This is a genomic window from Clostridium sp. CS001, assembly GCF_020443565.1.
GTDB lineage: Bacteria > Bacillota > Clostridia > Clostridiales > Clostridiaceae > Clostridium_AD.
Genome location: NZ_JAIZZN010000008.1, coordinates 31454 through 56912, shown reverse-complemented (window position 1 = coordinate 56912; position 25459 = coordinate 31454). Strand labels below are relative to the sequence as shown.

The window sequence follows — 25459 nt, the reverse complement described above, 5'->3', positions numbered from 1 at the left end:
ATATTTTTCAAATCATTAATTTCCCCTTAAAACTTCTAATTTAGGTTTAACGTATTAATCCATTCTTCCATTCTATCTAATCCTTCCTTTAACACCTCAAGGCTATAAGAATATGAAATTCTTATGAACCCCTCGCCTCCAGTGCCAAAAGCTGACCCAGGTACAACAGCAACCTTCCCTTCATATAGAAGTCTATGGCAAAACTCCTCACTGGTCATAGAAAACCTAGCTATAGATGGAAATATATAAAATGCGCCCCTAGGAAGGGTTACATCCATGCCAAATCCCTTTAATCTTTTATACACATAGTCCTTTCTCTCCTGAAAATGCCGTTTCATTTTATCAACATCACTGGCGCAGGAAAGCAAACCCTCATATGCCCCCCATTGAGCTATTGAGTTTGCACAAGAAACATTATACTGATGTACTTTCATTATATTGTCCATAATATATTTGCTAGCACAGAGATACCCTACTCTAAGTCCAGTCATAGAAAACATCTTAGAAAATCCACCCACCAAAATTATTCTATTTCTTAATTCACTAATTTGAGCTAAAGAATAGTATTTTTCGTAGCACAATGAACTATACATCTCATCACTTATTATATAAATATCTTTTTCTTTTAAAATTTTAAAAAGCTTATCTTTTTCTTCTATGGATAATACTGCTCCAGTTGGGTTAGAAGGATAAGATACTACTAAAAGCTTAGGCTTTTCTTCATTAATGAGTCTTTCTAGTGTTTCAAAGTTAATAGTGAAGTCATTGTTAAGATTGTAGTTAATCTCTTCTCCTCCAAAAATCTTCACGCAGCTTTCATAAGCCGGGTAAGCTGGCGTTGGTATAAGCACCTTATCTCCAGAATTTAAAAAAGCTGCAAATATGCATAGCAATGCCTCACTACCACCAACGGTAACTGCTATTTCGTCGGCTAGATAGTTAATATCCATACTGTGCAAAAAATTAGAAATCTCATTTCTAAGCTCCGGAATTCCTCCATTAGCTGTGTATCCAGTTTTATCTTCATCAATAGCCCTAGCCATGGCCTTTTTTATATTTTTAGGCACTGAAAAATCAGGTTGGCCAAGAGTTAATGAAATAGCTCCCTTAACTTTGGAAACCTCATTAAAAAATTTTCTAATTCCAGAAATCTCTACTTGGCTTACATTATTTGAAAATACATTATTCATAAAATCACCCTTTTCAAACATTTAGTTATAAATATTTTACTATATAAAAAATTAAAAATCAGTAGTTTCTAAATTTTTATAGGATAACGTTAATATTTTTGTTTATATAAAGTAGATTTTACTATATCATTTATATAGTACAGAGTTTTATGTTAGGTTTTGTTTTTCCTTACATGTATTTTCTTTAAAATATAATAACTAATTTACATTTTATCTTATTATGGATACAATATTTAAAGTTTATCCTTAATAAAATGTATAAAAACAAGAACTTGACTTAATACTTATAATACGAAAGGAGTGTAAATATGAACTATGACTTAACAGACCCTTATGAAATTGCAAGGTACATAAAAGAAGCTAAAAAAACTACTCCAATCAAACTTTATATTGATGGAGACTTATCTGAATGCCAGTTTGGAAACATAGAAAACTTCGGTAGTGGTAATTTTTATATTCTTTTTGGAGAAAGTGCGGAAATATCAGATTTTTTAATAAAGTATAGAGATAAAATTAAAAAATCCAAACTTGAACAAGATAGGAGGAATTCTGCCATTCCTTTAATAGACCTAAAAAATATAGATGCTCGGATTGAACCGGGTGCAATTATAAGAGATAGAGTTACCATAGGCAAAAACGCAGTAATAATGATGGGTGCTGTAATTAATATAGGTGCTGAAATTGGTGATGAAACCATGATTGATATGAATGCAGTAGTTGGAGCAAGAGGAAAACTTGGTAAGAGAGTTCATTTAGGTGCAGGTGCAGTTGTTGCAGGAGTACTTGAACCACCAAGTAAAAGCCCCTGTGAAATTGGAGATAACGTACTAATCGGAGCAAATGCTGTTATCTTAGAAGGAGTCAAAATCGGAAAGAATTCAGTAGTGGCAGCTGGAGCAGTAGTTGTTAGTGATGTTCCTGAAAATGTTGTAGTTGCTGGTACTCCAGCGAAAATAATAAAAACTGTGGATGATGGCACTAAAGAAAAAACTAAACTACTTGATGATTTAAGAAAATAAAGAGAAAAAGAGCGCTTATTACTACAACTGCATCTCGCTTCGCTAAGTAATTCTAACTAATTTTAATGAAAGATACTAAAAAGTGTAAACTCGCTAACGCTCAGACATACACTTTTCTTAACGTATCTCCCATTAAAATTAGTTGAATTACTAAAGCTTGTTCGAATGCATTTTACGTAATAAGCGCTCTTTTAACACGTATACAAATTCAATGTAAAAAATTATCCTAGATAACGTCTAGAGCATCAAAATCGTGCTCTTCATCCATCATCATATCTGACTGTAATATGTTCTCTCCATCTTGATTAACCTTTTCCATCTTTGATATAGAAACTTCATATGCCACTTTTCTTATAACTTCATCCTCTGATAATTTCTTTTGATATTCTCTACTCTGAAGTCTTCCCCAAATTCTTATATTGTCACCTACTTCAAGACTTTTGCAAAATCTAGAATTTCGCCCCCAAGCGATGGTAGGTATATAATCTGATTTATTGTATAATCTATTAACTGCGAGTAGCATGTCCGCAATCTCTCTACCAAAAGGAGTTGTTCTATATACTGGACTCTTGCAGATATATCCATCTAAAAAAATTTGATTTGGATTTTTACTGCGCTCTTCACAAATCTTAATATCCCTAGCAAATACCGTTAATATCAATCTATTTGACCCATCAACAAATTTATTATAAGATCTAAGCTGGCCTTCAACTATAAATTCATTTCCTATGTTGATATTCATACCCGCAATTAATCTTTCAGAAATTGTTATAGTTAAGATGTCTGTTGTTTCACTAAGTCTCCAAACTTCAAAATCAAATACATAAAACCCTTCCCCATACATTTCATGACTAAACTTTAATTCAGACACTACCTTCCCTTCCAAATAAATCTTGTTATTTAACATAACATTATCCATCATAACCCCTCTTTCCCTTAGTTTTTTTAATAAACTTTCTTTAGAATATAAGTATTCGGCTTTTCTAAGTAATATACCTAAAATTCAGATAATTTTACCCATACCTATTTTACCAAAACTAATACAAATTGGTACTCCCATTATAATACAGATGCTTGGTAAATTTCAACACATTTATTTTTATTTTTGTATTTGTTTTCCTGAGTGATCAATATAATAGTCACTTTTATATATTAAATCTGAAACTTTTACAAACTTATAGTCTTGCTTCGTTAAAAATTCAAGAATTTTAGACAAGTTTTCAGGAGTGTATTTTGCATTATTATGAAATAAAAGTATGGATCCTGGCTTTGTATTCTTTATTATTCTGTTATACTCAATTTCCGCTCCTTGCTCTTTCCAATCTATACTATCAACATCCCACTGAATACAATAATGATTTGTAGCTTCTACTGCTTCAATAACTAGATTATTGTAATCTCCAGAAGGACACCTAAAAAGTGTTGTTCCTTGGCCCGTTATAGCCCTTATTTTTGCATCTACAATACTTATTTCTCTAATTATTTGTTCCTTAGATGACGTAGTCATTATAGGATGTCTATTAGAATGATTTCCTATTTCGTGCCCTTTGTCGTACATAGCTTTCAATTTATCTGGGTTCTGGTCTATCCAAGCTCCAACTATAAAAAATGTTGCTTTTACATTGTACTTATCTAGTACTTTCAATATTTCATCTGTCCTATCAACGCCCCAACTTACATCAATAGAGATTGAAATCTTTTTTTCCTTCGTATCCACACAATAAATTGGTAACTTACGCTCTTGTCCTAAAAATACCCCCTTGATATTCCAACTATAAATACTAACAGTTGCTAGAATTCCAATTAAAAGCACAAAAATTACCATTAACTTCTTTTTTATATACTCCATAAACCCCTGCCTCCTTATATAACTCTGAATTGCTTTATAACCTATAGTAGCAAGCAATCTTTTCTTCCTATTTTGTATTCTTATATGTTTATTCTTTAAATTTATATTCTATAAATTAATTTATATGTGTAATTATATTTACAAAATATATTTTTATAGAAATCTTGATTAATCTAAAACTTATTTAATATTATTAAAAATTAAAAGCATAGATTCATTTCCATGCTTTTATGTTATAATGTTTATATCTAATTTTACATAAATCAAAATAACTCTTAATTATTTTTATAATAAACGGATTACAAGGAGGAAGATATATGTTTGAAGATGCTTTAGAACTCGCTGAAAATAAGCTTCTTTTACTTTATATATTTTATAAAATAAAGCTTCCTATTTCTAACATTCAAATAACACAAATTATTTTAGAAAATAATTTTATAAATTACTTTACTTTGCAACAATACATGACAGAACTAGTTGCATCTAATCTACTTAAGCCTACTGAGCAAAAGGGAAAACGCAGATTGGTAATTACACAAAAGGGTGATAATGTTCTATCCTTATTTAAAGAAAGAATTTCTGAAAACAAGATGCAACTTATTGATGACTACTTAGAAACTCGTCTTGATAATATTAAAAAGGAGCTAAGGGTTAGCGCTGATTACACAATAGAAAACAATAATAATTATTTAGTTAACCTAACTGCTTCAGAAGATAGCTTTACACTAATAGATATTAAGCTTAGCGTTCCATCTAACAAGCGAGCTCAGAGCCTGTGTGCTAAGTGGAAAGATAACCCTTCTGAGCTTTATACTAAGATTATCAATCTTCTTATTGATGATTAATCATCTTTTTCGAAGCTGCAATATTAATAATCGATTTTTATAGAAGTGTCATTGCTGTAGGCTCTTTGCCAATAGAAATGGCCTTTTTATTTTCAGTAATTTTATCAATTCTAAATAGTAAATTGTTATAATTGTCACCTACATACAAATATCTTTCATCTTCTAGTATACCTCTAGGCATACCTCCAACTTTAATTTTTTTTACCTCTTTATAATTATTTACGTCTAATACACTTATCGTACCATCTCCAAAATTTGATACATAGCAATACTTTTCATTACAATACATATCTACAGGAGAATTACCAACAGGTATCTTGTAAATAACATTATAGTTTTTTAATGAAATAATACTTATACTTCCTTTGCTATCCATTCCTATATTACTCTCACAAACTAAAATGTAATTTCCATCCGTAGTAATTACAGCTTTAGTGGGATATGCACCCACTCTAATATTTTTAATGGCTCCGTTTAATGCACAATCAATTATTGTTATACTGTCACTATTCATATTTGCTACTACAATGAGATTCTTTTTTTTACAAATATAAATGCTGTGTGGCAAGTTTCCGCATGGAATTGCTTCTACAATGCTTTTCTTTTCTAAATCAAAAACTATTATGTCATCAGAATCTCCACAAATAACATAAACTTTATTATCGTAAACTGATAAATCATTGCAGTGCATTCCTATAAAGTAACTTTCAGTTTCATAATTATCAATATTAACCATAGAAATACTATTATCATAGCTATTTGCTGTCAATAACTTATCTTTATAAACATATATACCATGAGGACCAATTTTCCTCTGATTATTTTTATCTAGATATATCTTTTCTTCTTCTACAAATAAATCCAAGTTGACTTTTGATATGCAATCGGCTGAAGTATTACATACATATAACTTACTCAAATCCCCCACCTCCTCATAACCATAATATGAAAATAGTGATAATATGCTAATAATGTTTTAATGGAAATTTCCCCTTGAACTTTAGGTACCCAATACTATATAATAACCTTTGTGATTAGAAAATCACGGGGAATGGAGGAACACAAAATGTATAGTTATACACCTAAAAATGTTTGTACTAGAAAAATAGATTTTAAAATAGAAGACAATAAGATATCAGAGGTTATTTTTACAGGAGGCTGCCCTGGAAACTTGCTTGGAGTCTCAACACTAGTTAAAGGAATGGAAGTTCAAGAGGCTATAAAAAGACTAAAGGGAATTAGCTGTGGAGATAAAAGCACTTCTTGCCCAGATCAATTTGCTCTGGCACTTGAATCCTTAGTTGTTAATTCTTAGTCAAATCATCACCTGGGGTGCTGCAATATTAACGACTTCAGAAGGATATTTACCCTTTATAGAAGGGGTAAATATCCTTCTGAAATGTCGTTAAATCTTAAAGGCATATATTACGTGATAGCATTACCACGTAATATATGCCTTTTTAGTATTTTAAGCTATTAATTATTGTGTATGTGTCTTATTATTTTTCTCATATCTCCAGCCATATATAATGAGCCAGCCACTAATAATAAATCTTCTTCGCTACAATAGCTCAAAGCTTTTTTATAAGCCTCTTCATAATCTTCAATTGCTTCACAGTTTGTAGTATATTTTTCTACTTGCACTTTTAATTCCTCTGAAAGTTCTGCTCTATCACTATGAGGAGTAACAGTGATAACTCTACTTGCCTTTGGTACTATGCTTTTTATCATATCTTCAACTTGCTTGTCTGCTAGTATCCCTAAAATTAATATGATTTTACTATAATTAAAATACATATCAATGCTTTCTGTAAGATTCTTTATACCATCTATGTTATGTGCACCATCAATGACAACTAAGGGCTTCTTATTCATTACTTCCATCCTTGCTGGCCACTTTACACTTTGAAGACCCATTAAAATATTATCCTTACTTATTTCAAAACCTTGCTCTATAAGCTCCTCTATAGCATGGACTGCTACGGAACAGTTTAATAATTGATGTTTTCCCAAAAGTGCTAACTCAATAATATAATCATTTTTTAAAGTTTGAACCTTTATTTTTTGAGTTGCTGTGTTATTGCTATATATTTCGCCACCTATGGAGGAGATTGCTACCTGTTGTAAATTTTCTTTACCTAAAAATAAAGATGAATCCTTTGATACTTTAATTAATTTACAATTTCTTTCCTTACATGCTTTTTCTATTACTTCCTCACTTTGCTTTTCTTGTGGAAACATAATCACAGGAATTCCATTCTTTATTATGCCTGCCTTTTCATAAGCTATCTGCTTTATAGTATCACCTAATATTTGAGTGTGATCTAAGCTAACAGATGTAATAACACTTAAAATAGGTGTAATTACATTTGTTGAATCAAGCCTGCCTCCGATTCCTACTTCAACTACAGCAAAATCTACATTATTTTCATAAAAATATAAAAATCCTGCACAGGTAATTATTTCAAACTCTGTTGGATTACTATACCCCAATGCAACCACTGTATCTACAGCCCTAGAAACCTTTGTAATAATATCACTTAAATCCTCTTTAGGGATATTCTTATTATTTATTTGCATACGCTCCTCAAACTCTTCTATAAATGGAGATATATACGAACCTACCTTATACCCTGCCTCAACTAATATTTTAGTAATCATAGCTGTGGTAGACCCTTTTCCATTAGTTCCGGCAATATGTATACATTTTAATCTTTTATGTGGATTTCCCAAAAGTTCTAATATCTTCTCCGTTCTCTCTAGACCAAGTTTACTGCCAAACTTTGCTGTGTTTTTTATATAAGCAATAGCCTCATCATAATTCATATTTATCCTTCCTTTCAAATCACTAATAAGTAAGGTTAATAACTGTTTTTTATTCTCAACTTAAAAGTCACCTATGTTTCAATTTAACATAGGTAACTTTTATTAATTAAAATTTATTTTAAATTTTCAATACTTTGAATAACTGAATTGTACATTTCTTTGTATTTTTCACCTTTTGCTTTTTCTTCTTCAACTACCTCTATTGGAGCTTTTGCTGTAAACTTTTCATTGCAAAGCTTTTTCTCTACCCTGTCAATTTCTTTGGCTAGTTTTTCTTTTTCTTTGTTTAATCTATCTAATTCTTTTTCTAAATCTACAAGTTCAAGTAGTGGCATATAAACCTCTGCGCCTTTAGTTACTACTGTAACAACATTTTCTGGTGCTTCTGATTTAGAACTTAAGAATACTACTTCGCTAGCAGAAGCAAGTTTTTCAAAATAAACTAATCCTTGCTCAAAAGCTTCTTTTCCTTCTGTAGCATAAATAAATGTTTTTGCTTTTCTTGAAGGAGGTACATCCATATCCGCTCTAGCATTTCTTACATCTTTTATAGCTTCTATGATATAATTCATGCTTTCCTCAGCTTTCTCATCTTTAAGCTCTTCATTATATTCTGGCCATTTTGATATTGTTATTGACTCACATTCCTTTTGTACATGAACAAATATTTCTTCTGTAATATATGGCATAACTGGATGAAGTAACTTAAGTCCTGTAATAAGAACTGTGTTTAGTACGTTAAGAACGATACCCTTTGCCTGCCCATCTTCTGCATATAGTACTGGTTTAACAAGTTCTATATACCAATCACAGAATTCTGTCCACATGAAATCTTGAACCTTTTGAAGAGCTATACCTATTTCAAACTTCTCAATATTTTCTGTAACTTCTTTTGCAACAGTATTCATTCTTGATAGTACCCATCTATCAGCAACAGTATAGTTTCTATCTTCTTTATATTTTATCATTAATTCTTCATTGAAGTTCATCATAACAAACCTAGAGGCATTCCAAATTTTATTTGCAAAATTTCTAGCAGCTTCTACTCTTGATTCATAAAATCTCATATCACTACCTGGTGCATTTCCTGTTGCAAGTGAGAATCTTAAAGCATCTGCACCGTACTTTTCTATTACCTCAAGTGGATCTGTACCATTTCCTAAGGACTTAGACATTTTTCTTCCTTGATCATCTCTAACCATTCCGTGCATTAATACCGTTTCAAATGGCACTTCTTTCATATTATATATACTTGAGAAAATCATTCTTGCAACCCAGAAGAATATAATGTCATATCCTGTTACTAAAACACTTGTTGGGTAGAAATAACTTAAATCCTCTGTTTTATTTGGCCATCCTAGTGTAGAAAAAGGCCATAATGCTGAGCTAAACCAAGTATCTAATACATCTTTATCCTGCTGAATATTTGTACTATTACACTTATTGCATTTGCTTGGATCATTTGTTGCAACTATAATTTCTCCACAGTCCTTGCAATACCACACTGGAATTCTATGTCCCCACCATAATTGTCTTGATATACACCAATCTTGAATGTTTTCCATCCAATTGTAATAGGTTTTTTCAAATCGCTCTGGAACAAATTTAGTTTGTTTTTCACGTACAGCCTCTATAGCTGGTTTTGCTAGGGATTCCATTTTAACATACCATTGTTTTGATAACATTGGCTCTACAGTAGTATTACATCTATCATGAGTACCTACATTATGAGCATGATCTTTTATCTTAACTAGCAATCCTGCTTTATCTAAATCTTCTATGATAAGCTTTCTTGCATCATATCTATCAAGAGCTGAATACTTTCCATATCCTTCACATATAGTTCCGTTTTCATTAATAACAACTATCTCTGGTAGGTTGTGTCTCTTTCCTATTTGATAGTCATTGGGATCATGTGCTGGAGTGATTTTAACAGCTCCTGTTCCAAACTCTAAATCAACATAATCATCTGCAACTATTGGTATTTCCCTATTTACTAGAGGTAAAATTAGTGTCTTTCCTACTAAATGTGCATAACGTGAATCTTTAGGATTTACTGCTACTGCAGTATCCCCAAGCATAGTTTCCGGCCTAGTTGTAGCTATTTCTAAGAATTCATCACTGCCTGATACTGGATATTTTATATGCCAAAAGTGACCTGCTTGTTCTTCAAACACTATTTCAGCATCTGAAATTGCCGTCATACATTTAGGACACCAGTTTGTTATCCTATTTCCTTGATATATAAGGCCATCATTATACAACTTTACAAAAACTTCTCTTACTGCATGATTTAAATTTTCATCCATAGTAAAGCTTTCCCTTGTAAAGTCAGCAGAACAACCCATCTTCTTTAATTGACCTCTTATTTTTTCTCTATATTCACCTGTCCATTCCCAAACCTTTTCAAGGAAGGCTTCTCTTCCCATTTCCTTTTTCTTAAGTCCCTTTTTTAAAAGTTCATTTTCAACCTTTACTTCCGTTGCAATACTAGCATGATCTTCTCCTGGAAGCCACAAAGTACTATATCCTTGCATTCTTTTAGTTCTTATTAGAATATCTTGTAGCGTATTATCAAGGGCATGGCCTAGGTGTAGTTGTCCTGTGATATTTGGTGGTGGCATTACTATTGTAAATGGTTTTTTATCCTTATCAACCTCTGGCGTGAAAAATCCTTTTTCTTCCCACCATGCATAAAGCCTATCTTCAAATTCTTTAGGATCATAATTTTTTGCAATATTATTATTTTCTTCCATAACTAATTCCTCCTTATTTATATCCTTTTTAAGCTACTCAATTTTCAAAAAACAAAAAGAGCCTTCGTCTATAAAAGGACGAAGAACTCGCGGTACCACCTTTTTTCCTGCAAATCTACAGGCTCTTGATAATTTAACGATTAAGAAAACCGTCTTTACCTACTACTTATAATTAAATAAATTCAGTAAAGAAGCTCCGAAGCTACCTTCAAGGTTTTTCATATAGAAGATCTTACAGCCTACGGATCTTCCTCTCTTAATATTAGTTTCCCTTTACTCCTCTTCATCTAAGCCTTTAAAGTTTTATGAGATTTCATTTATTCTTAATTATACATGTTGATTTTTATATGTCAAGGTATTTCTTTTTTTATTATAATCCATATGTATGATTGATTTTATGCTTTGTTCCTAAAATTTAAAATACTAACTTTAATAATTATTCTATAACAAAAGCATCCAAAACAAAAGTTTGAATGCTTTATATATATATTTATTTCACAGCTTTTAATTTTACAATATCTGACCAATTACTTGCTGTAATAAGCTCTACATTACTTAAGTCTTTTCTAATGCCTTTAACGTCACCTTTAATCTCTGCAACTTCATGCTTTAAATTTTCTTGCTCAGCAGAAATAACATCGGTTTTATGTTCTAAAGCTCTTAATATTTGTGTATGTTCTCCCTGTGTTGCTTTTATAGATGTAATGTCTATTTGCATCGATGTAATGTCTGTTTTTATTGATGTAATATCTGTCTGCATTGACTTTAAAATTTCTAAAATTTCTTTATCCATATATTATCACCACCTAAGGTATATTATAGCAAAACTTTTATTTAATATCCATATGAAAATCTTGACAACTTATATTCTTACCATTCCCTAGACACTCTAAACAGAAAATTTAAAATGTCACATTCACGCAATTTTTCATACTATATAATGATAACTACTTAATAATATGGAGGTTTCTATGAAGCTAAAAAAAATTTCGATTTTTTCTCTACTTCTATCTTTCACTTTAATAATAACCTTATTTTCCGGATGTCAAAAAAACAATAATGAAACTTTAACAAAAGTAAAATTAAATGAAGTAGTTCGCTCAATTTTCTATGCTCCTATGTATGCAGCTATTTCTGAAGGTTTCTTTAAAGAAGAAGGCATTGAAATTGATCTTTCAACAGGACAAGGCGCAGACAAAACCATGCAACAAGTTTTAAGTAATGCTGTAGATATTGGTTTCTGCGGGCCGGAACAAATTATCTACATCTACAATCAACAAAGAGAAGACTATCCTGTAATTTTTGCACAACTAACACAAAAAGATGGTTCTTTCTTAGTATCAAGAAAAGAAGAACCAAATTTCAACTGGGAATCCTTAAAGGGTAAAACTGTAATAGGTGGAAGACCTGGTGGAGTTCCTGAAATGGCTCTCGAGTATGTTTTAAGAAATCATGGTATTAAAGATGGTGAAAATATAAACCTTATTACAAACCTAGCATTTACAGCAAATGCTGGAGCATTCCAAGGTGGTACAGGCGATTATGTTGCTCTTTTTGAACCTACTGCTAGTATGCTAAAAAAAGATAACTCAGGTTACATCGTAGCATCAATAGGAGCCTCCGCTGGAACAATGCCTTACACCTGCTTTTTTGCTACAAAATCTTATATAGAAAAAAATCCAGTAATAATAGAAAAGGTTACTAGAGCCATTTATAAAGGTCAAAAATGGGTAAATAGCCATTCAGACGAGGAAGTATGTAATTCAATTAAATCTTACTTCCCTGGAGCAGACCAAGGTGCCTTAATATCATCAATTAAAAACTACAAAGAAATAGATGCTCTTTCACCAAATCCAATACTAAAATCAGAAGACTTCAGCAGACTGATGGACATAATCCAATCCTATAAAGCAGACCTACTCCCTTCAAGACCATCTTTTGATAAAGTTGTTAATAACACCTTTGCAGAAAAAGTAGTTAAAGATTTGAAATAGTATTGAGGTATTTTCAATTTCCTTGATTTCCTCCAATACTAATGGAGTATGAAATTTCTCCGAAGTGACTTGCAATAAGAAACGATAAAACTATTAAATTCCATTTAGAAATTCTTCTTTTGCGAATATAAAATCCTCGTAAGCCTGCCAGGACGACAGGCTAGCGAACCCGAAGCAGGACGCTGAGTGTGAGCGCTAGAGGATTTTATATAAGCAAAAGATTAGAACTTTTTAATGGAATTTCTAGTTTAGAGTTCTTTTGCAAGGCACGCAGGAGAAATTTTATACCTTTTAATCCATTTTTTTATCACTAGCCACTTCCTTATGTGCCTTTTCAATCTCCACATCGCTCTTAAGATTCTTTAAAGCAACAGACATCATAAGTTTTATTCTATTAATTTGATTTACTTCACTGGCACCTGGATCATAGTCTATAGCAGTAATGTTTGCTCCCGGATACCTTCTCTTTAATTCTTTAATCATTCCCTTACCCGTTACATGGTTAGGAAGACAAGCAAAAGGTTGCATACAAACTATATTTTTCGTTCCACTTTCAATAAGTTCAACCATTTCTGCGGTTAAAAACCACCCTTCACCTGTTTGATTACCCAATGATAAAATAGGTGCTGCCCCTTGTGCCAATTCCTGTATAGTCTTTGGTGAATGAAATCTTTTACTACTATCTAAAACTGATTTCATATGGTGTCTAAAGCTTTCAATATAGTCAATGGCTATATTGTTTAGTATTTTACTCTTCTTGCTCTTGCCTAAATAATCATGTTTAAAATTAGCATCATAAGCACAATATATGAAAAAGTCAGTTAAATCTGGCATAACTGCCTCTCCACCTTCATTTTCAATAATATCTATAATATTATTATTGGCTGTGGGATGGAACTTAACTAAAATTTCTCCAACTAAACCTATCTTAGGTTTTGAAATATCTTTTATTTCAAAATTATCAAAATCAGCTACTATCTCAGAAATATTTTTTTTGAATTCCTTAACATTCCCACTTATTACGGCTTTCTTGCAATTATACACCCATTTTTCATAGAGTAAGTTAGCAGATCCTTCCACTTTTTCATATGGTCTAACCTTGTACAGCACCCTCATAAGCAAATCACCGTATACTAAGGACATTATTGATTTTTTAATCATTGAATATGAGAATTTAAAGCCTGGATTTTTCTCAAGCCCACTAGCACTAAGTGACACCACAGGGACTTTTGGAAAGCCTGCTTCCCTCAATGCTTTCCTAAGAAAGCCGATGTAATTTGTAGCTCTACAACCTCCACCAGTTTGAGATATTATAACAGATGTATTTTCAATGTCATATTTGCCAGATTTTAAGGCCTCAATAACTTGTCCTATTACAATTATTGTAGGATAACAAGCATCGTTATTTACATACTTTAACCCCTCATCTACTGCTTTTGTATCTACTGAAGGTAAAATTTCTAGGTTATATCCAGATGAATTGAACGCTTCTTCTAAAAATTGAAAGTGCATTGGTGACATTTGCGGAGATAAAATAGTGTGTTTCCTTCTCATTTCCTTAGTAAAAACAACTCTACTATAATTCTCTTCCTCAGGCCTTTTATGAAAAGTTCCATGTTTATCTTTCTCATTAAGGGCTGCAATTAACGATCTAACTCTAATTCTAGCTGCTCCTAGATTATTTCCTTCATCTATTTTTAAGGTTGTATATATCTTGCCATTACGGCTTAATATATCTTGAACTTGATCTGAGGTAACTGCATCAAGCCCACACCCAAAGGAGTTTAGCTGAATTAGTTCAATATTAGGTTCTTTTGCAACAAAATGTGCAGCTGCATATAACCTGGAATGATATACCCACTGATCTACTATTTTTAATGGTCTTTCAATAATTCCTAGGTGAGCAACAGAATCCTCCGTTAATACCGGCATGTCATAATCCGTAATTAAACTTGGTATACCATGATTAATCTCTGGATCTATATGATAAGGCCTACCAGCTAAAACGATACCCTTCTTTCCAGTTCTCCTTATATATTCCACTACTTCTTCGCCTTTATTTTGAATATCTAACTTTACCTTTTCAGTTTCTACCCATGCCTTTTCAACCGCAATGGAAATTTCTTTTTTATTAATGCTAAAAATATCCATTTCATCAGTTAGCCTTGTAATCAACGCTTTTCTATTGTCTAAAGATATAAAAGGGTTCAAGAACTTAATCTCTCTCTCCTTTAAAATATCCATATTATTTTTTATTACCTCAGGATATGAAGTAACTATTGGACAGTTATAGTGATTTTCAGCTTCTTGCTGTTCTCTTTTCTCATATGGAATGCAAGGATAGAAGATAGTATCTATTCCATCATTTATAAGACTCATTATATGCCCATGTGCTATTTTAGCAGGATAACAAGCTGACTCTGAGGGTATAGTTTCTATTCCCATCTCATATACCTTCTTAGTTGACCTTTTAGAAACTTCTACTCTAAAGCCTAAGGATGTAAAAAAAGTAAACCAAAATGGATAATTTTCATATATATTAAGTACTCTTGGAATACCTATTACACCCCTAAAAGCTTCTTCCTTATTTAGTGGGGTATAATCAAACATTCTCTTATACTTATAATCATATACATTTGGAATTTCTTCTTTTCTATTGCTATTTCCTATTGCTTTTTCACAACGATTCCCAGATATAAAAGATCTTAGCTTATCAAATTTATTAATTGTAAGAACACACTTATTTGCACATTGTGTGCATCTACCCATAGATGTTTCCACCTTAAAATCCGTTAACTTTTCAAAAGATAATAATGTGGAAGTATTCCCCTTAACTGATCTTTCTTTTGCAATAATTGCAGCTCCAAAAGCACCCATCAGTCCCGCAATATCTGGCCTTACTGCTTCTCTTTCCGAAACAATTTCAAATGCTCTAAGAACTGCATCATTATAAAAAGTTCCACCCTGGACGATTATTTTTTTGCCCATGTCCTTTGGATCTCTTATTTTAATTACTTTTAATAATGCGTTTTTTATAACTGAGTAAGAAAGTCCTGCAGATATATCTCCTACAGTAGCACCTTCCTTTTGAGCTTGTTTAACCCTTGAATTCATAAATACAGTGCATCTTGAACCCAGATCCACTGGGTTTTTAGCAGATAATGCAACATTTGCAAAATCTGATATTTCCATGTTTAACGATTGTGCAAAGGTTTCTATAAAGGACCCACAACCAGAAGAACAAGCTTCATTTAGCATTATACTATCAATTACGCCATCTTTAATTTTTAGACATTTCATGTCTTGTCCACCAATGTCTAATATAAAGTCTACCCCTGGCAAAAAGAATTCTGCTGCCTTGTAATGGGCTATAGTTTCAATTTCTCCAATATCTACCCTTAGGGCTTCCATTATTAGTCTCTCACCATATCCAGTTATTGCCGAATTTAGAATAACTGCTTCTTTTGGTAAAATAGTGTATATGTGTTTTAATACTTTTTTAACTAAAGTTAATGGATTGCCTTGATTGCTTCCATAGTAGGAGTATAGAAGAGCTCCCTGCTCATCTATTAATGTAACTTTAGTAGTTGTAGACCCAGCATCTATTCCTAAAAAACAATTACCTTTAAAATCCGCAAGTTCTCTTCTTGCAACAGTATACTTACTTTGTCTTTCTTTAAAAGCTTGCAACTGCGCATCATCTATAAATAACGGCCTAAGCCTTTGAACTTCTTGACTAGACACTTCCTTTAATTTTGGAAGTTGATTTTTCAATTCTTCAAATGCTATAACTTTGCCATCCTTTGATGACATGGCAGCTCCTAGCGCAACAAATAATTGAGACTGTGCTGGAAAAATAATTTGATCTTCTCTTAGATTTAAAGTTTCAATGAATCTTGCCCTTAGTTCGGATAAGAAATATAATGGCCCACCTAAAAATGCAACATTTCCTCTAATGGGTCTACCACAAGCAAGCCCGCTAATGGTTTGGTTAACTACGGACTGAAAAACTGATACAGCAATGTCTTCCTTTGCAGCGCCTTCATTTAGTAAAGGCTGAATATCAGTTTTTGCAAAAACCCCACACCTGGCTGCAATTGGGTATATTGTCTTGTATGACTTTGCAAGTTCATTAAGCCCTGTTGCATCTGTTTGAAGAAGAGATGCCATCTGATCAATAAATGCACCAGTACCACCCGCGCAAGTACCATTCATTCTTTGATCAATTCCTCCATCAAAATATATAATCTTTGCATCTTCTCCACCTAGTTCTATAGCTACATTAGTTCCTGGTATAATGTTTTCTATTGCATAAGTACTAGCTACTACTTCTTGAATAAATGGGATGTTAAGCCACCTAGATAGAGCTAGTCCACCAGATCCCGTCGCTACTATAGTAATATCGCATTCTTTAAATTTATTATAAGCCTCATATAAAAGTTCAGCTATTGTACTCTTTATATCAGAAAAATGCCTTTGGTACTTACTATATATAATTTCTTCTTGATGATCCAACACTACTATTTTAACAGTAGTAGACCCTACATCTAATCCCACATGTAATATCTTTTTCATAGTTATCGTCTCTTCCCCCACAAGTTTGGATTTATTTAATTATTCATATCCTAAACTTTAATTATATATATTTATATTAATCTATATCATATCTTTATTCTTTAAAATCTAAATTTATTCTCTTTACTACGCCCCTCCTCACTACCATCTCTATCTTCTCTATCAATTACATATTATCCATATATTATTTAATATTAAACTACATTTACAGAAAATCAACATACAATTATATGACATTATAACTCAATAAATATAATATATCAATGCATGTGTTCCTTATTACTTTATAGGTTATTCCTTACTTTATAAGGCATAAATGATAACTATAACAACACCAAAATATCATTAATCATTTTCTTTAAAGTTAAATGTCTTTAACAATATCTCATCAAACCTCATATACTAAAATATAACTATGTGGGAGATGATAAAGTGATTAAAGTTGAGATTAATAATATATGCATGAACTATCATTCTTTAACTGCAGAAACCCCTGCATTAAAGGATGTATCCTTTAATGTGCAAGAAGGGAGTTTTCTAAGCATTGTAGGCCCATCTGGCTGCGGCAAATCTACATTATTAAATATAATAGCAGGTTTAATTACTCCATCAAGTGGAAAAATAGTAATTAACCGTTCTAATAATAACTCAAGCTTTTTAAAAATAGGCTATATGTTTCAAAAAGATCAATTATTTGACTGGCTAAATATATGGGATAATGTGCTTTTAGGTCTTAAAATTAACCATTGCATTACAGACGAAAATAAAAATATGGTGAAAAATCTTTTAATAAATTATAATCTTTGGGAATTTAGAAATCATCATCCTAGGGAATTATCTGGAGGCATGCGTCAAAGAGTTGCTTTAATTCGCACCTTAGCTTTAAGTCCTGATGTGCTTCTCTTAGATGAACCCTTCTCAGCCTTAGACTACCAAACTAGATTAAATATAAGCAATGAGGTTTTTGAAATTATAAAGAAAGAAGAAAAGACTACTATAATGGTGACACACGATATTTCTGAAGCTATTTCTATGTCAGATAAAGTTGTTATTCTTTCAAATCGTCCTGCTATAGTTGTTAAGGATATATCCCTTGAGTTTGGAGAAAACTTTTCTTGTCCTCTAAAACGTAGAGACTCTCCAAACTTTAGGGTTTACTTTAATGAAATTTGGAAGGAGTTGAATAATAATGCTGATTCAAAGTAAAGAACACCAAGATTACATTAAAAATATAAAGAGGGAAAAATACACTGTTATTTTTACAAGAATAGTAATACTCATTGCTTTTTTTGGTTTGTGGGAAATAGCTGGCAGACTTAAATGGATTGATCCTTTTTTAACAAGTACACCATCAAAGATGTTTAATTCCTTTAAACAGATATACGCTGAAGGTACCTTGTTTTCTCATATATTCGTAACTTGTTTTGAAACTATTATAGGTTTTTTGCTTGGGACACTACTCGGAGCCTTTATTGCAATCCTCCTATGGTGGTCCGATTTTGTCTCAAAAGTTTTGGACCCATACTTAATAGTTTTAAATGCTTTGCCTAAGGTAGCTCTTGCACCTATTATTATATTTTGGGTGGGCAATGGAATAAAGGCAATTATAGTAATTGCTCTTTTAATATCAATAGTTGTAACTATAATAAGTATACTAAATGGATTTAGAGAAGTTGATAAAGATAAAATTAAACTTTTAAAAACCTTTGGAGCTTCTAAACTACAAATACTAATTAATCTAATTATCCCTGCATCTACTGGAGCTTTTATTTCTGCACTTAAAATCAATGTAGGACTTTCTTGGGTTGGCGTAATCATGGGTGAATTTTTAGTGGCAAGAGAAGGCTTGGGATTTTTAATAATATTCGGTGGCCAAATCTCTCAATTAGATATGGTAATGATGAGTATTGTAATACTTTCTATCTTGGCTTATTTCATGTATGAAGCAGTTGCATTTTTTGAAAGGAAAGTTGTACACAAAAATAAATAAAATTTGTCTTTTATTGAATATAATTAAAAGCCTTGGATAGTATTTATATGGAATATTAAATACAAAATAGTAATATGATTATTTAAAATAGCAAAACAAATTACAACTTGCTAAGTTTATATCTCTTAAAAAACTATGAGGAGGAAAATCATGGATTACTTTCAAAAAGCCAACGACATATACAATACAAAGGATTATAATAGGGCAATAGCTTTATACAAAAAAGCTGCAGAAATGAAAGATAACGAAGCCGGTGCCCTTTATAACACAGCAGTCTGTTTTATTCACCTAAAAGCATATGAAAAGGCAATACCCTTACTTCATTCAGCTATATCTTTACGCAGGGAAAGCAAGTACTTTTTTAACCTAGCTTATTGTTATGCTATGTGCCTTAATAAATCAAAAGCATTATACTACTTCAATACTGCTTGGTCTTTAAATAATGAAGATGAGGATTGTGAAAAAGCTATTAACTTGTTATTAAAAAGTTATAGAATAGCCCCCTAATCTTAGGGGCTATTCTATATTACACCGCTAATATATATTAGATGAATTCTACCATTCACCTGCTACATCTTCTTCTTTATGATCTAAGACAAATCTTTTACTATCAAAATAGTCCCCACCAATTAAAAATGTAGAGTCTACATTGACCCACTTATTTTCCTGCTCTATATATACTTGATTCCAAGCATGATTAACCCAATTACTGCCGTTAAATCCCTGCCCAGTTATAATTCTTACCTTTATGTTATTAGCTTTACACATAGCTGCATATAGACATGCATAATCGAAACATATTCCTTTTTTAGAATAAAAAGTTGGTATAGCTCCAGACTTCACTTGCATATCATTATTTAGTACTCTATTTGCTTTTTCATCATCATAAACTACAGCATTACCTACCCATTTATAAATAAACTTTGCTTTTTCTCTCGTTTCATTTTTATCCTTTACCATGTTAATTGCGAACTTGTCAATTTCATCATTTGATTTAATTCCTTGTTCTAACGTAACACCATTATAATAAATTGTAATCCTTTTATTGTTTTTTAAATTAGGATCTAAATTAGTGGCTTCTTTTACCACAATCTTAAAGGAATTATTAACAATATTAGGTAGCTTTTTTGCAAGCTTTGAATTAGACAACGGTATAACTGCTTCTTTAGATATATAACTATATAATTGTGATTCTTCTAAATACTTGTTGTATTCATCTGTTATCTTTAGAAATGATAAAAAGTTCAGTATAAACACAATAACAACTACATAGCATATTGCCTTTGGTACTTGAAATATGGCACCTGCAATTCTTTTAAATGTATTGCTCTTGTTCCTTAAACTATTATCTATACTATCAAGCATCGGATAAAAAGTAATATGACTAACAGCATTAACTATAGAGGTTATAATGCTATAAATTATTAATACCACAATAGGCATAAGTAATACATAAATCACTAGTGGGTTATTATTTACAAATTCAATAGCTTTTAAAGGTATTGCTTCATATATGTTTTTATACACGCCTTCGTCATGCTGAATAAGAATCTTTTTAGTGTAATATATACCAAAACCTAAAGAGACTAAAAAACAAACACTGTTTAAGACTCCCTTAATGGCTTGTTTTAGATGCTGCGATGAAAATTTGAATATAAACCCTTTAATTATTGGATATATAAATAATAATATTAATGCCAAAGTTACTGGTTCTTTGAACAATTCTATCACCTGCCTCATTTTCAGAAATGCAAAAGTATAATTGATATTTTCTACATTTCTAAACTTCTTCTACGTCGCTAATTAAATCTGCTAACACTTTTTTAATTTGATCCCATTGAAAACCTCTTCTTAAGAGATAGTCTCCTAGCTTTTTATACAACTTTATTTTTAAATGTTCTGACTTAATTAGTACATTATATCTTTTACTTGCAAGATTATATAGTTTTTCGTAATCATCCTTAGAAGTATCCTCCGAGAAATCTTTTTCTTTATCCTCTTCACCATCCATATCTTTAGTGATTTTGCCTAAAACCTCACTGACCAGCGCAAAATCATATCCGTTTCGAACTAAATAATCTGAAGTTTTTTTATAAAGTTTTTTTATGTCCTTTTCACTTTTAGACAATATTCCAATTTTCTTTTCTGCTAATTTCATGGCTATCTCAAGTTGTTGCTCATTAGTTACTTCATTAAGCTCCTCTTTAATTAACTCTTCTGAAAGGCCCTTTTTAAGCAGTGCAAACTTAATCTTATTTTTACCACTAGATCTAATTTTCTCTTTTATAAAAAGTTCTACAAACCGCTTATCATCAATAAAATCATACTGTTTTAAAAATTCCATTACCCTATCTATAGTCTTTATATCAAATTCTTTTTCTGTTAACTTATCTACTACTTGCTTATACGACTTAAATGACCTTTCTAAAAAATGAAGCGCGCAGTTTTTTCCCTTTAGGTAATTATCTTCACATATTATATCTTCTAAATCTGATTTTTCCATGCTTTTGCCTTTTGTTATACTGTGAATGTAAATAAATTCTGCTCCACAAGCAAAGGCAAATTCATTATTAATATAGATATTAACCCTATCTTTATTTTTCTTTTGAGCTTCAATTTTTGTTATTATACTACTCAATACTACACTCTCTTTTCTGGTAAAAATATGTGAATTGTTGGTTTTTGTAATACCTTTCTAGCAATGTCATACAGGTGGTTACTTTTAACATTTTCCATGTTCTTCATATCCTCAAGAAATTCATATATATCTTCATTATCCATGGCTTGGTGAATTACATAATTACCAAGGTCAGTGGAATCCTCTAATGTAGACGCTATTGCAGTTTTAAATACTTTTTTCATAAGAGTTATAGTGCTATCATCAAAAACTATTTTTTCATTTTCAATGTCTTTAATAGCAGCATCAATTACATGGATTGCCTCATCCACACTTTCTTCTGATACCGATGTATAAATATATAAGGATTTAACATTGTAGGAAGTATCTAAATGAGTATAAACATCATATGATAACCCACGTTCTTCGCGAAGTTCTCTAAACAATATGGAATTAGAGCTTTCTCCAAACTTATGGTTAAGTATCCTAAGCGCTAATTCTTCCTCTTTAGATAGCCCATTAAAGGTATATAGATAGAGTATTGTACTTTGCTCAATTTCTTTTTTATAAGAAATTTCTTTTACAAATCTATGATGTTCATAAGCTATTTCTTTCTTTTCAAACTCCTTCTTAGTCCAATTACCAAAATACTTATTTACCATATTTATTATATCCTCATGTTCAAATGGAGATACAATAGATATAAATGCATTATTGGGCAGATAATATTTTTTATAAAAATTAACCAGTTGATTTCTATTGATTTTTTTTATGATATTTTCAGTTCCAATAGTATCTTCTTTTAGTGGGCTATGTTTAAAAGCAATCTCATTAACTCTCTTAAAGCTTAAATCTTCTATATCATCCTTACTTGATCTAATTTCTGCTAATATAACACCTCTTTCTTTTTCAATTTCCTCAATTGGGAAAGTTGAATTTAAGAGCATGTCTCCTAGTAGTGTTACTGCGTTTTCTAACTCTTCGCCTAAAATTGTAGCGCTATATACTGTGCAATTAAAATCTGTGTAAGCATTATATTCTCCACCTAAGTTTTCCAAGTCACTATTTAGTTTTTCATTGTTTCTATTGGTAGTCCCTTTAAAAAGCATATGTTCAATAAAGTGAGCTATTCCCTTTTCCTTTTTTTCCTCAAAAAGTGAGCCTATGTTAATCCCAACATGAAGTGCTGCAATTTGACTATCTTTTTTTATACTAATAAGTTTAATACCATTACTTAATTCCGTTTGTCTTGTATTAAAAATTTCTTTGCTCATATTAATCTCCTTTAACCAAAAACTGTGTTATTAAAATTTTATAGTTTTTTAATTAGATTAGAAATACAAAAAATAAAAACTATATATAGATTAACTATATCATACTTTTATATATTTTAGACTAATTCTTAAGCAATACTCTCATTAATAATTTAGTTTTTTTAAATTTATTCGCAAAATACATTTGACTATTCCCCTAATGTATATTATTATATAGGTTCGGGTCGAATACTCATAGACAGTTCGTAACCATCCTGTCTCAAAATAAAACTACGGAGGCGCAAAATGAATATTAAATTAAATGAAGGAAACATGTCTGTAAAAATAAGAAGAATTGTTTTTGCAGCAATGGTGGCTGCAATATATGCGGCTTTAACTCTGAGCTTGTCGTTTTTCAGCTTTGGAGTTGTTCAATATCGTATAGCTGAAGGACTTACTATTTTACCTTACTTTGCATCCTTTTCAATTCCTGGTCTGGTAATTGGTTGTATAGTTTCTAACATTATAAGTCCACTAGGTATTATGGATATGGTTTTCGGTTCCATTGCAACACTTATAGCCGCGATTTCAACTTACTATATTGGTAAAAGCAAACTACACTTTAAAAGAGTACTTGCTCCTTTGCCAGCAGTAATAATTAACGCTATTATTATAGGCATATTGTTAAGGGTTTTATATTTTAAGACCATGCCCCTTTCACTTTGTATGCTACAGGTTGCATGGGGAGAATTTGTCTGTTGTTATGGAATTGGATTGCCTCTTATTTATGTTATTGAAAAGAACCCAATTTTGAGGAATTTTTTCAAATAATAAAAAAAAGCAACTTGAATTTGCTTTTTTGATTTAATATTTATTATTCTGCACATACTATATTAATATGAGATGTATTTGATACTTTATGAAAAGAAAGAGGAATTTGAATGAACAAAATTAAATTTGAAGAACTAGGACTAAAAGAAAGCGTACTACACTCCATACAGGATTTGAAATTTGAATACCCATCTGATATCCAAGAGAAAAGTATTCCAGTTTCACTAGAAGGCTTTGATATGATAGGTCAGGCTCAAACAGGTACTGGTAAAACATTAGCTTTTGGTGCACCTATTTTAAGCAGAATGGAAAAATCAACTGGAAAAGTACAAGCAATAATTTTAGCTCCAACAAGAGAACTTGCTATCCAAGTTGGCGAAGAACTAGAACGTATCGCAAAATATGAAAGAATCAAAATATTACCAATATATGGTGGCCAGTCTATTGATAGACAGATTTCTTCTTTAAAAAGAGGAGTAGACATTGTAGTTGGAACTCCAGGACGTATACTTGATCATATAAGAAAAGGTACTTTAAAATTATCAAATGCAAAGTTCCTTGTTTTAGATGAAGCTGACGAAATGTTAAATATGGGCTTTATTGAAGATATTGAAAGTATTTTAAGTAACTTAAGCGAAGATAGACAGACTTTACTTTTCTCTGCTACTATGCCAAGAGCTATTAAGATATTATCAAAAAAATATATGAAACCTGATACAAAAACTATTGCAATTGAAAAGAAATCTATGACTGTTTCTAAAATTCACCAACACTATTATGAAGTAAATTCAAAAAATAAATTTGAATCACTTTGTAGAATTCTTGATGTTGATGCTCCTAAAACTTGTATTCTATTCTGTAAAACTAAAAAAGGCGTAGATGAGCTTGTAGATGCATTACAACCTAGAGGATATACAGTTGAAGGTATGCACGGAGACATGAAACAAAGCCAAAGAATGAATACACTAAAAAAATTCAAAGATGGTAACTTAAATTTCTTAATTGCAACTGACGTAGCTGCAAGAGGAATTGATGTTGAAGATGTTACTCATGTAATAAATTATGATTTACCACAAGATAGCGAATCATATATACATAGAATCGGAAGAACTGGTAGAGCTGGTAAAGAAGGTACAGCTTATAGTCTTATTACAAGACGAGAAGCATCTGCTATAAGACAGATTGAGCGTGATACTAAAAGTGTAATCACTAAAAAAACTGTACCTACTATAACTGATATTTTCGCAGCAAAATCAGAAACTATAATCAAATCTATAAAATTAACTTTAGAAGAAAACTTATACGAGAACTTTATTCCTTTAGCGAAAACTCTTACAAAAGAATATGGTGCTGATGACGTAGCTGCTTCTCTTATAAAGATTATCTTTGATAAAGAAGTTAACTACAACTATGCAGACGATTCTGTAGGAACAGCAGATAATGTTAGACTATTCTTATCAATTGGAAGAATGGATGAAGTTATGACTAAAGATATTATAACTTTCCTATGTGAAACTGCTAATGTAAACAAGACTGAGCTTGGCCGTATTGATATCCTTGATAAGTTTTCTTTCTTAGATGTACCTGAAAACTTAGTTGATGCTATCTTAACTAATAGCTCTGGTAAGAAATTAAACAAAAGAAAAGTAAATATTGAGGTTGCTAAATCTAGAAGATAGATTTGTTAGCCTAAAAGAGCCCTTATCATATGATA

20 protein-coding genes and 1 other annotated feature are annotated in these 25459 nt (G+C 31.3%); of the genes, 9 read left to right on the top strand and 11 right to left on the bottom strand.

The window, feature by feature from the left end; all coding sequences use genetic code 11:
* Window positions 1-35: 35 nt before the first annotated feature.
* Window positions 36-1190, bottom strand: coding sequence for a pyridoxal phosphate-dependent aminotransferase (locus LGK97_RS07435; protein WP_226259128.1), 1155 nt, complete (start codon window positions 1188-1190; stop codon window positions 36-38).
* Window positions 1191-1498: 308 nt separating this feature from the next.
* Between LGK97_RS07435 and dapD the strand changes: the two genes are divergently transcribed.
* Complete coding sequence (gene dapD, locus LGK97_RS07430) at window positions 1499-2209, top strand: 2,3,4,5-tetrahydropyridine-2,6-dicarboxylate N-acetyltransferase (protein ID WP_226259127.1); 711 nt, start codon at window positions 1499-1501, stop codon at window positions 2207-2209.
* Window positions 2210-2435: 226 nt separating this feature from the next.
* On the opposite strand, the gene LGK97_RS07425 is transcribed toward dapD, so the two are convergent.
* Window positions 2436-3128 carry a single-stranded DNA-binding protein gene (locus tag LGK97_RS07425; protein WP_226259126.1) on the bottom strand — a complete coding sequence of 231 codons (693 nt, stop codon included), beginning with the start codon at window positions 3126-3128 and terminating at the stop codon, window positions 2436-2438.
* A gap of 180 nt (window positions 3129-3308) precedes the next feature.
* Window positions 3309-4058 (bottom strand): polysaccharide deacetylase family protein, encoded by a 750-nt coding sequence (locus LGK97_RS07420; protein ID WP_226259125.1) that lies wholly within the window; start codon window positions 4056-4058, stop codon window positions 3309-3311.
* A 317-nt stretch (window positions 4059-4375) separates the two neighbouring features.
* On the opposite strand from LGK97_RS07420, the gene LGK97_RS07415 reads away from it, so the two are divergent.
* Window positions 4376-4903, top strand: a complete 528-nt coding sequence (locus LGK97_RS07415; protein ID WP_226259124.1) for a DUF4364 family protein — start codon at window positions 4376-4378, stop codon at window positions 4901-4903.
* Window positions 4904-4940: 37 nt separating this feature from the next.
* Here LGK97_RS07415 and LGK97_RS07410 read toward each other — a convergent pair whose 3' ends face one another.
* Window positions 4941-5822: a YncE family protein gene (locus tag LGK97_RS07410; RefSeq protein ID WP_226259123.1), complete on the bottom strand. Its 882-nt coding sequence runs from the start codon at window positions 5820-5822 to the stop codon at window positions 4941-4943.
* A gap of 147 nt (window positions 5823-5969) precedes the next feature.
* On the opposite strand from LGK97_RS07410, the gene LGK97_RS07405 reads away from it, so the two are divergent.
* On the top strand, window positions 5970-6218 hold the full coding sequence (locus LGK97_RS07405; protein ID WP_226259122.1) for a TIGR03905 family TSCPD domain-containing protein: 249 nt from the start codon (window positions 5970-5972) through the stop codon (window positions 6216-6218).
* A gap of 161 nt (window positions 6219-6379) precedes the next feature.
* Here the strand turns inward: LGK97_RS07405 and LGK97_RS07400 are convergent, their stop codons facing one another.
* From LGK97_RS07400 to LGK97_RS07390, 3 genes are all read right to left on the bottom strand, one after another.
* Window positions 6380-7729, bottom strand: a complete 1350-nt coding sequence (locus LGK97_RS07400) for a bifunctional folylpolyglutamate synthase/dihydrofolate synthase (RefSeq protein ID WP_226259121.1) — start codon at window positions 7727-7729, stop codon at window positions 6380-6382.
* A gap of 113 nt (window positions 7730-7842) precedes the next feature.
* A complete protein-coding gene (locus LGK97_RS07395) occupies window positions 7843-10485 on the bottom strand; it encodes a valine--tRNA ligase (protein WP_226259120.1) in 2643 nt (880 codons plus the stop codon).
* A gap of 71 nt (window positions 10486-10556) precedes the next feature.
* Window positions 10557-10784 (bottom strand) — a binding site (T-box leader).
* A gap of 191 nt (window positions 10785-10975) precedes the next feature.
* Entirely contained in the window at window positions 10976-11278 is a 303-nt protein-coding gene (locus tag LGK97_RS07390; protein WP_226259119.1) for a hypothetical protein, read from the bottom strand.
* 178 nt (window positions 11279-11456) lie between these two features.
* On the opposite strand from LGK97_RS07390, the gene LGK97_RS07385 reads away from it, so the two are divergent.
* Entirely contained in the window at window positions 11457-12479 is a 1023-nt protein-coding gene (locus LGK97_RS07385) for an ABC transporter substrate-binding protein (protein ID WP_226259118.1), read from the top strand.
* 291 nt (window positions 12480-12770) lie between these two features.
* Here LGK97_RS07385 and LGK97_RS07380 read toward each other — a convergent pair whose 3' ends face one another.
* The gene (locus LGK97_RS07380) at window positions 12771-17054 is read right to left on the bottom strand and encodes a 2-hydroxyacyl-CoA dehydratase (RefSeq protein WP_226259117.1); all 4284 of its coding nucleotides are present in this window, start codon (window positions 17052-17054) and stop codon (window positions 12771-12773) included.
* 462 nt (window positions 17055-17516) lie between these two features.
* On the opposite strand from LGK97_RS07380, the gene LGK97_RS07375 reads away from it, so the two are divergent.
* From LGK97_RS07375 to LGK97_RS07365, 3 genes are all read left to right on the top strand, one after another.
* A complete protein-coding gene (locus LGK97_RS07375) occupies window positions 17517-18260 on the top strand; it encodes an ABC transporter ATP-binding protein (protein ID WP_264174990.1) in 744 nt (247 codons plus the stop codon).
* Window positions 18244-19044, top strand: a complete 801-nt coding sequence (locus tag LGK97_RS07370) for an ABC transporter permease (protein ID WP_226259115.1) — start codon at window positions 18244-18246, stop codon at window positions 19042-19044. The genes LGK97_RS07375 and LGK97_RS07370 overlap by 17 nt, the downstream gene beginning before the upstream one ends.
* Window positions 19045-19194: 150 nt before the next feature.
* Window positions 19195-19551, top strand: coding sequence for a tetratricopeptide repeat protein (locus LGK97_RS07365; protein ID WP_226259114.1), 357 nt, complete (start codon window positions 19195-19197; stop codon window positions 19549-19551).
* Window positions 19552-19599: 48 nt separating this feature from the next.
* Here the strand turns inward: LGK97_RS07365 and LGK97_RS07360 are convergent, their stop codons facing one another.
* Genes LGK97_RS07360 through LGK97_RS07350 form a run of 3 tightly spaced genes read right to left on the bottom strand, consistent with a single transcriptional unit; the run spans window position 19600 to window position 22935 of the window.
* Window positions 19600-20766, bottom strand: coding sequence for a transglutaminase-like domain-containing protein (locus LGK97_RS07360; RefSeq protein WP_226259113.1), 1167 nt, complete (start codon window positions 20764-20766; stop codon window positions 19600-19602).
* 58 nt (window positions 20767-20824) lie between these two features.
* Window positions 20825-21682 (bottom strand): recombination regulator RecX, encoded by an 858-nt coding sequence (recX, locus tag LGK97_RS07355; RefSeq protein WP_226259112.1) that lies wholly within the window; start codon window positions 21680-21682, stop codon window positions 20825-20827.
* A gap of 2 nt (window positions 21683-21684) precedes the next feature.
* Window positions 21685-22935, bottom strand: a complete 1251-nt coding sequence (locus tag LGK97_RS07350; RefSeq protein WP_226259111.1) for a M16 family metallopeptidase — start codon at window positions 22933-22935, stop codon at window positions 21685-21687.
* A gap of 285 nt (window positions 22936-23220) precedes the next feature.
* On the opposite strand from LGK97_RS07350, the gene LGK97_RS07345 reads away from it, so the two are divergent.
* Window positions 23221-23745, top strand: a complete 525-nt coding sequence (locus LGK97_RS07345) for a QueT transporter family protein (RefSeq protein WP_226259110.1) — start codon at window positions 23221-23223, stop codon at window positions 23743-23745.
* A gap of 110 nt (window positions 23746-23855) precedes the next feature.
* Window positions 23856-25424: a DEAD/DEAH box helicase gene (locus tag LGK97_RS07340; RefSeq protein ID WP_226259109.1), complete on the top strand. Its 1569-nt coding sequence runs from the start codon at window positions 23856-23858 to the stop codon at window positions 25422-25424.
* Window positions 25425-25459: the final 35 nt, after the last annotated feature.

Coding starts and splice junctions, on each gene's coding strand:
- LGK97_RS07435 (WP_226259128.1), bottom strand. CDS start 1,190: ATGAATAATGTATTTTCAAATAATGTAAGCCAAGTAGAGATTTCTGGA.
- LGK97_RS07395 (WP_226259120.1), bottom strand. CDS start 10,485: ATGGAAGAAAATAATAATATTGCAAAAAATTATGATCCTAAAGAATTT.
- dapD (WP_226259127.1), top strand. CDS start 1,499: ATGAACTATGACTTAACAGACCCTTATGAAATTGCAAGGTACATAAAA.
- LGK97_RS07380 (WP_226259117.1), bottom strand. CDS start 17,054: ATGAAAAAGATATTACATGTGGGATTAGATGTAGGGTCTACTACTGTT.
- LGK97_RS07375 (WP_264174990.1), top strand. CDS start 17,517: ATGAACTATCATTCTTTAACTGCAGAAACCCCTGCATTAAAGGATGTA.
- LGK97_RS07425 (WP_226259126.1), bottom strand. CDS start 3,128: ATGGATAATGTTATGTTAAATAACAAGATTTATTTGGAAGGGAAGGTA.
- LGK97_RS07405 (WP_226259122.1), top strand. CDS start 5,970: ATGTATAGTTATACACCTAAAAATGTTTGTACTAGAAAAATAGATTTT.
- LGK97_RS07420 (WP_226259125.1), bottom strand. CDS start 4,058: ATGGAGTATATAAAAAAGAAGTTAATGGTAATTTTTGTGCTTTTAATT.
- LGK97_RS07390 (WP_226259119.1), bottom strand. CDS start 11,278: ATGGATAAAGAAATTTTAGAAATTTTAAAGTCAATGCAGACAGATATT.
- LGK97_RS07340 (WP_226259109.1), top strand. CDS start 23,856: ATGAACAAAATTAAATTTGAAGAACTAGGACTAAAAGAAAGCGTACTA.
- LGK97_RS07385 (WP_226259118.1), top strand. CDS start 11,457: ATGAAGCTAAAAAAAATTTCGATTTTTTCTCTACTTCTATCTTTCACT.
- LGK97_RS07370 (WP_226259115.1), top strand. CDS start 18,244: ATGCTGATTCAAAGTAAAGAACACCAAGATTACATTAAAAATATAAAG.
- LGK97_RS07400 (WP_226259121.1), bottom strand. CDS start 7,729: ATGAATTATGATGAGGCTATTGCTTATATAAAAAACACAGCAAAGTTT.
- LGK97_RS07345 (WP_226259110.1), top strand. CDS start 23,221: ATGAATATTAAATTAAATGAAGGAAACATGTCTGTAAAAATAAGAAGA.
- LGK97_RS07415 (WP_226259124.1), top strand. CDS start 4,376: ATGTTTGAAGATGCTTTAGAACTCGCTGAAAATAAGCTTCTTTTACTT.
- LGK97_RS07365 (WP_226259114.1), top strand. CDS start 19,195: ATGGATTACTTTCAAAAAGCCAACGACATATACAATACAAAGGATTAT.
- LGK97_RS07350 (WP_226259111.1), bottom strand. CDS start 22,935: ATGAGCAAAGAAATTTTTAATACAAGACAAACGGAATTAAGTAATGGT.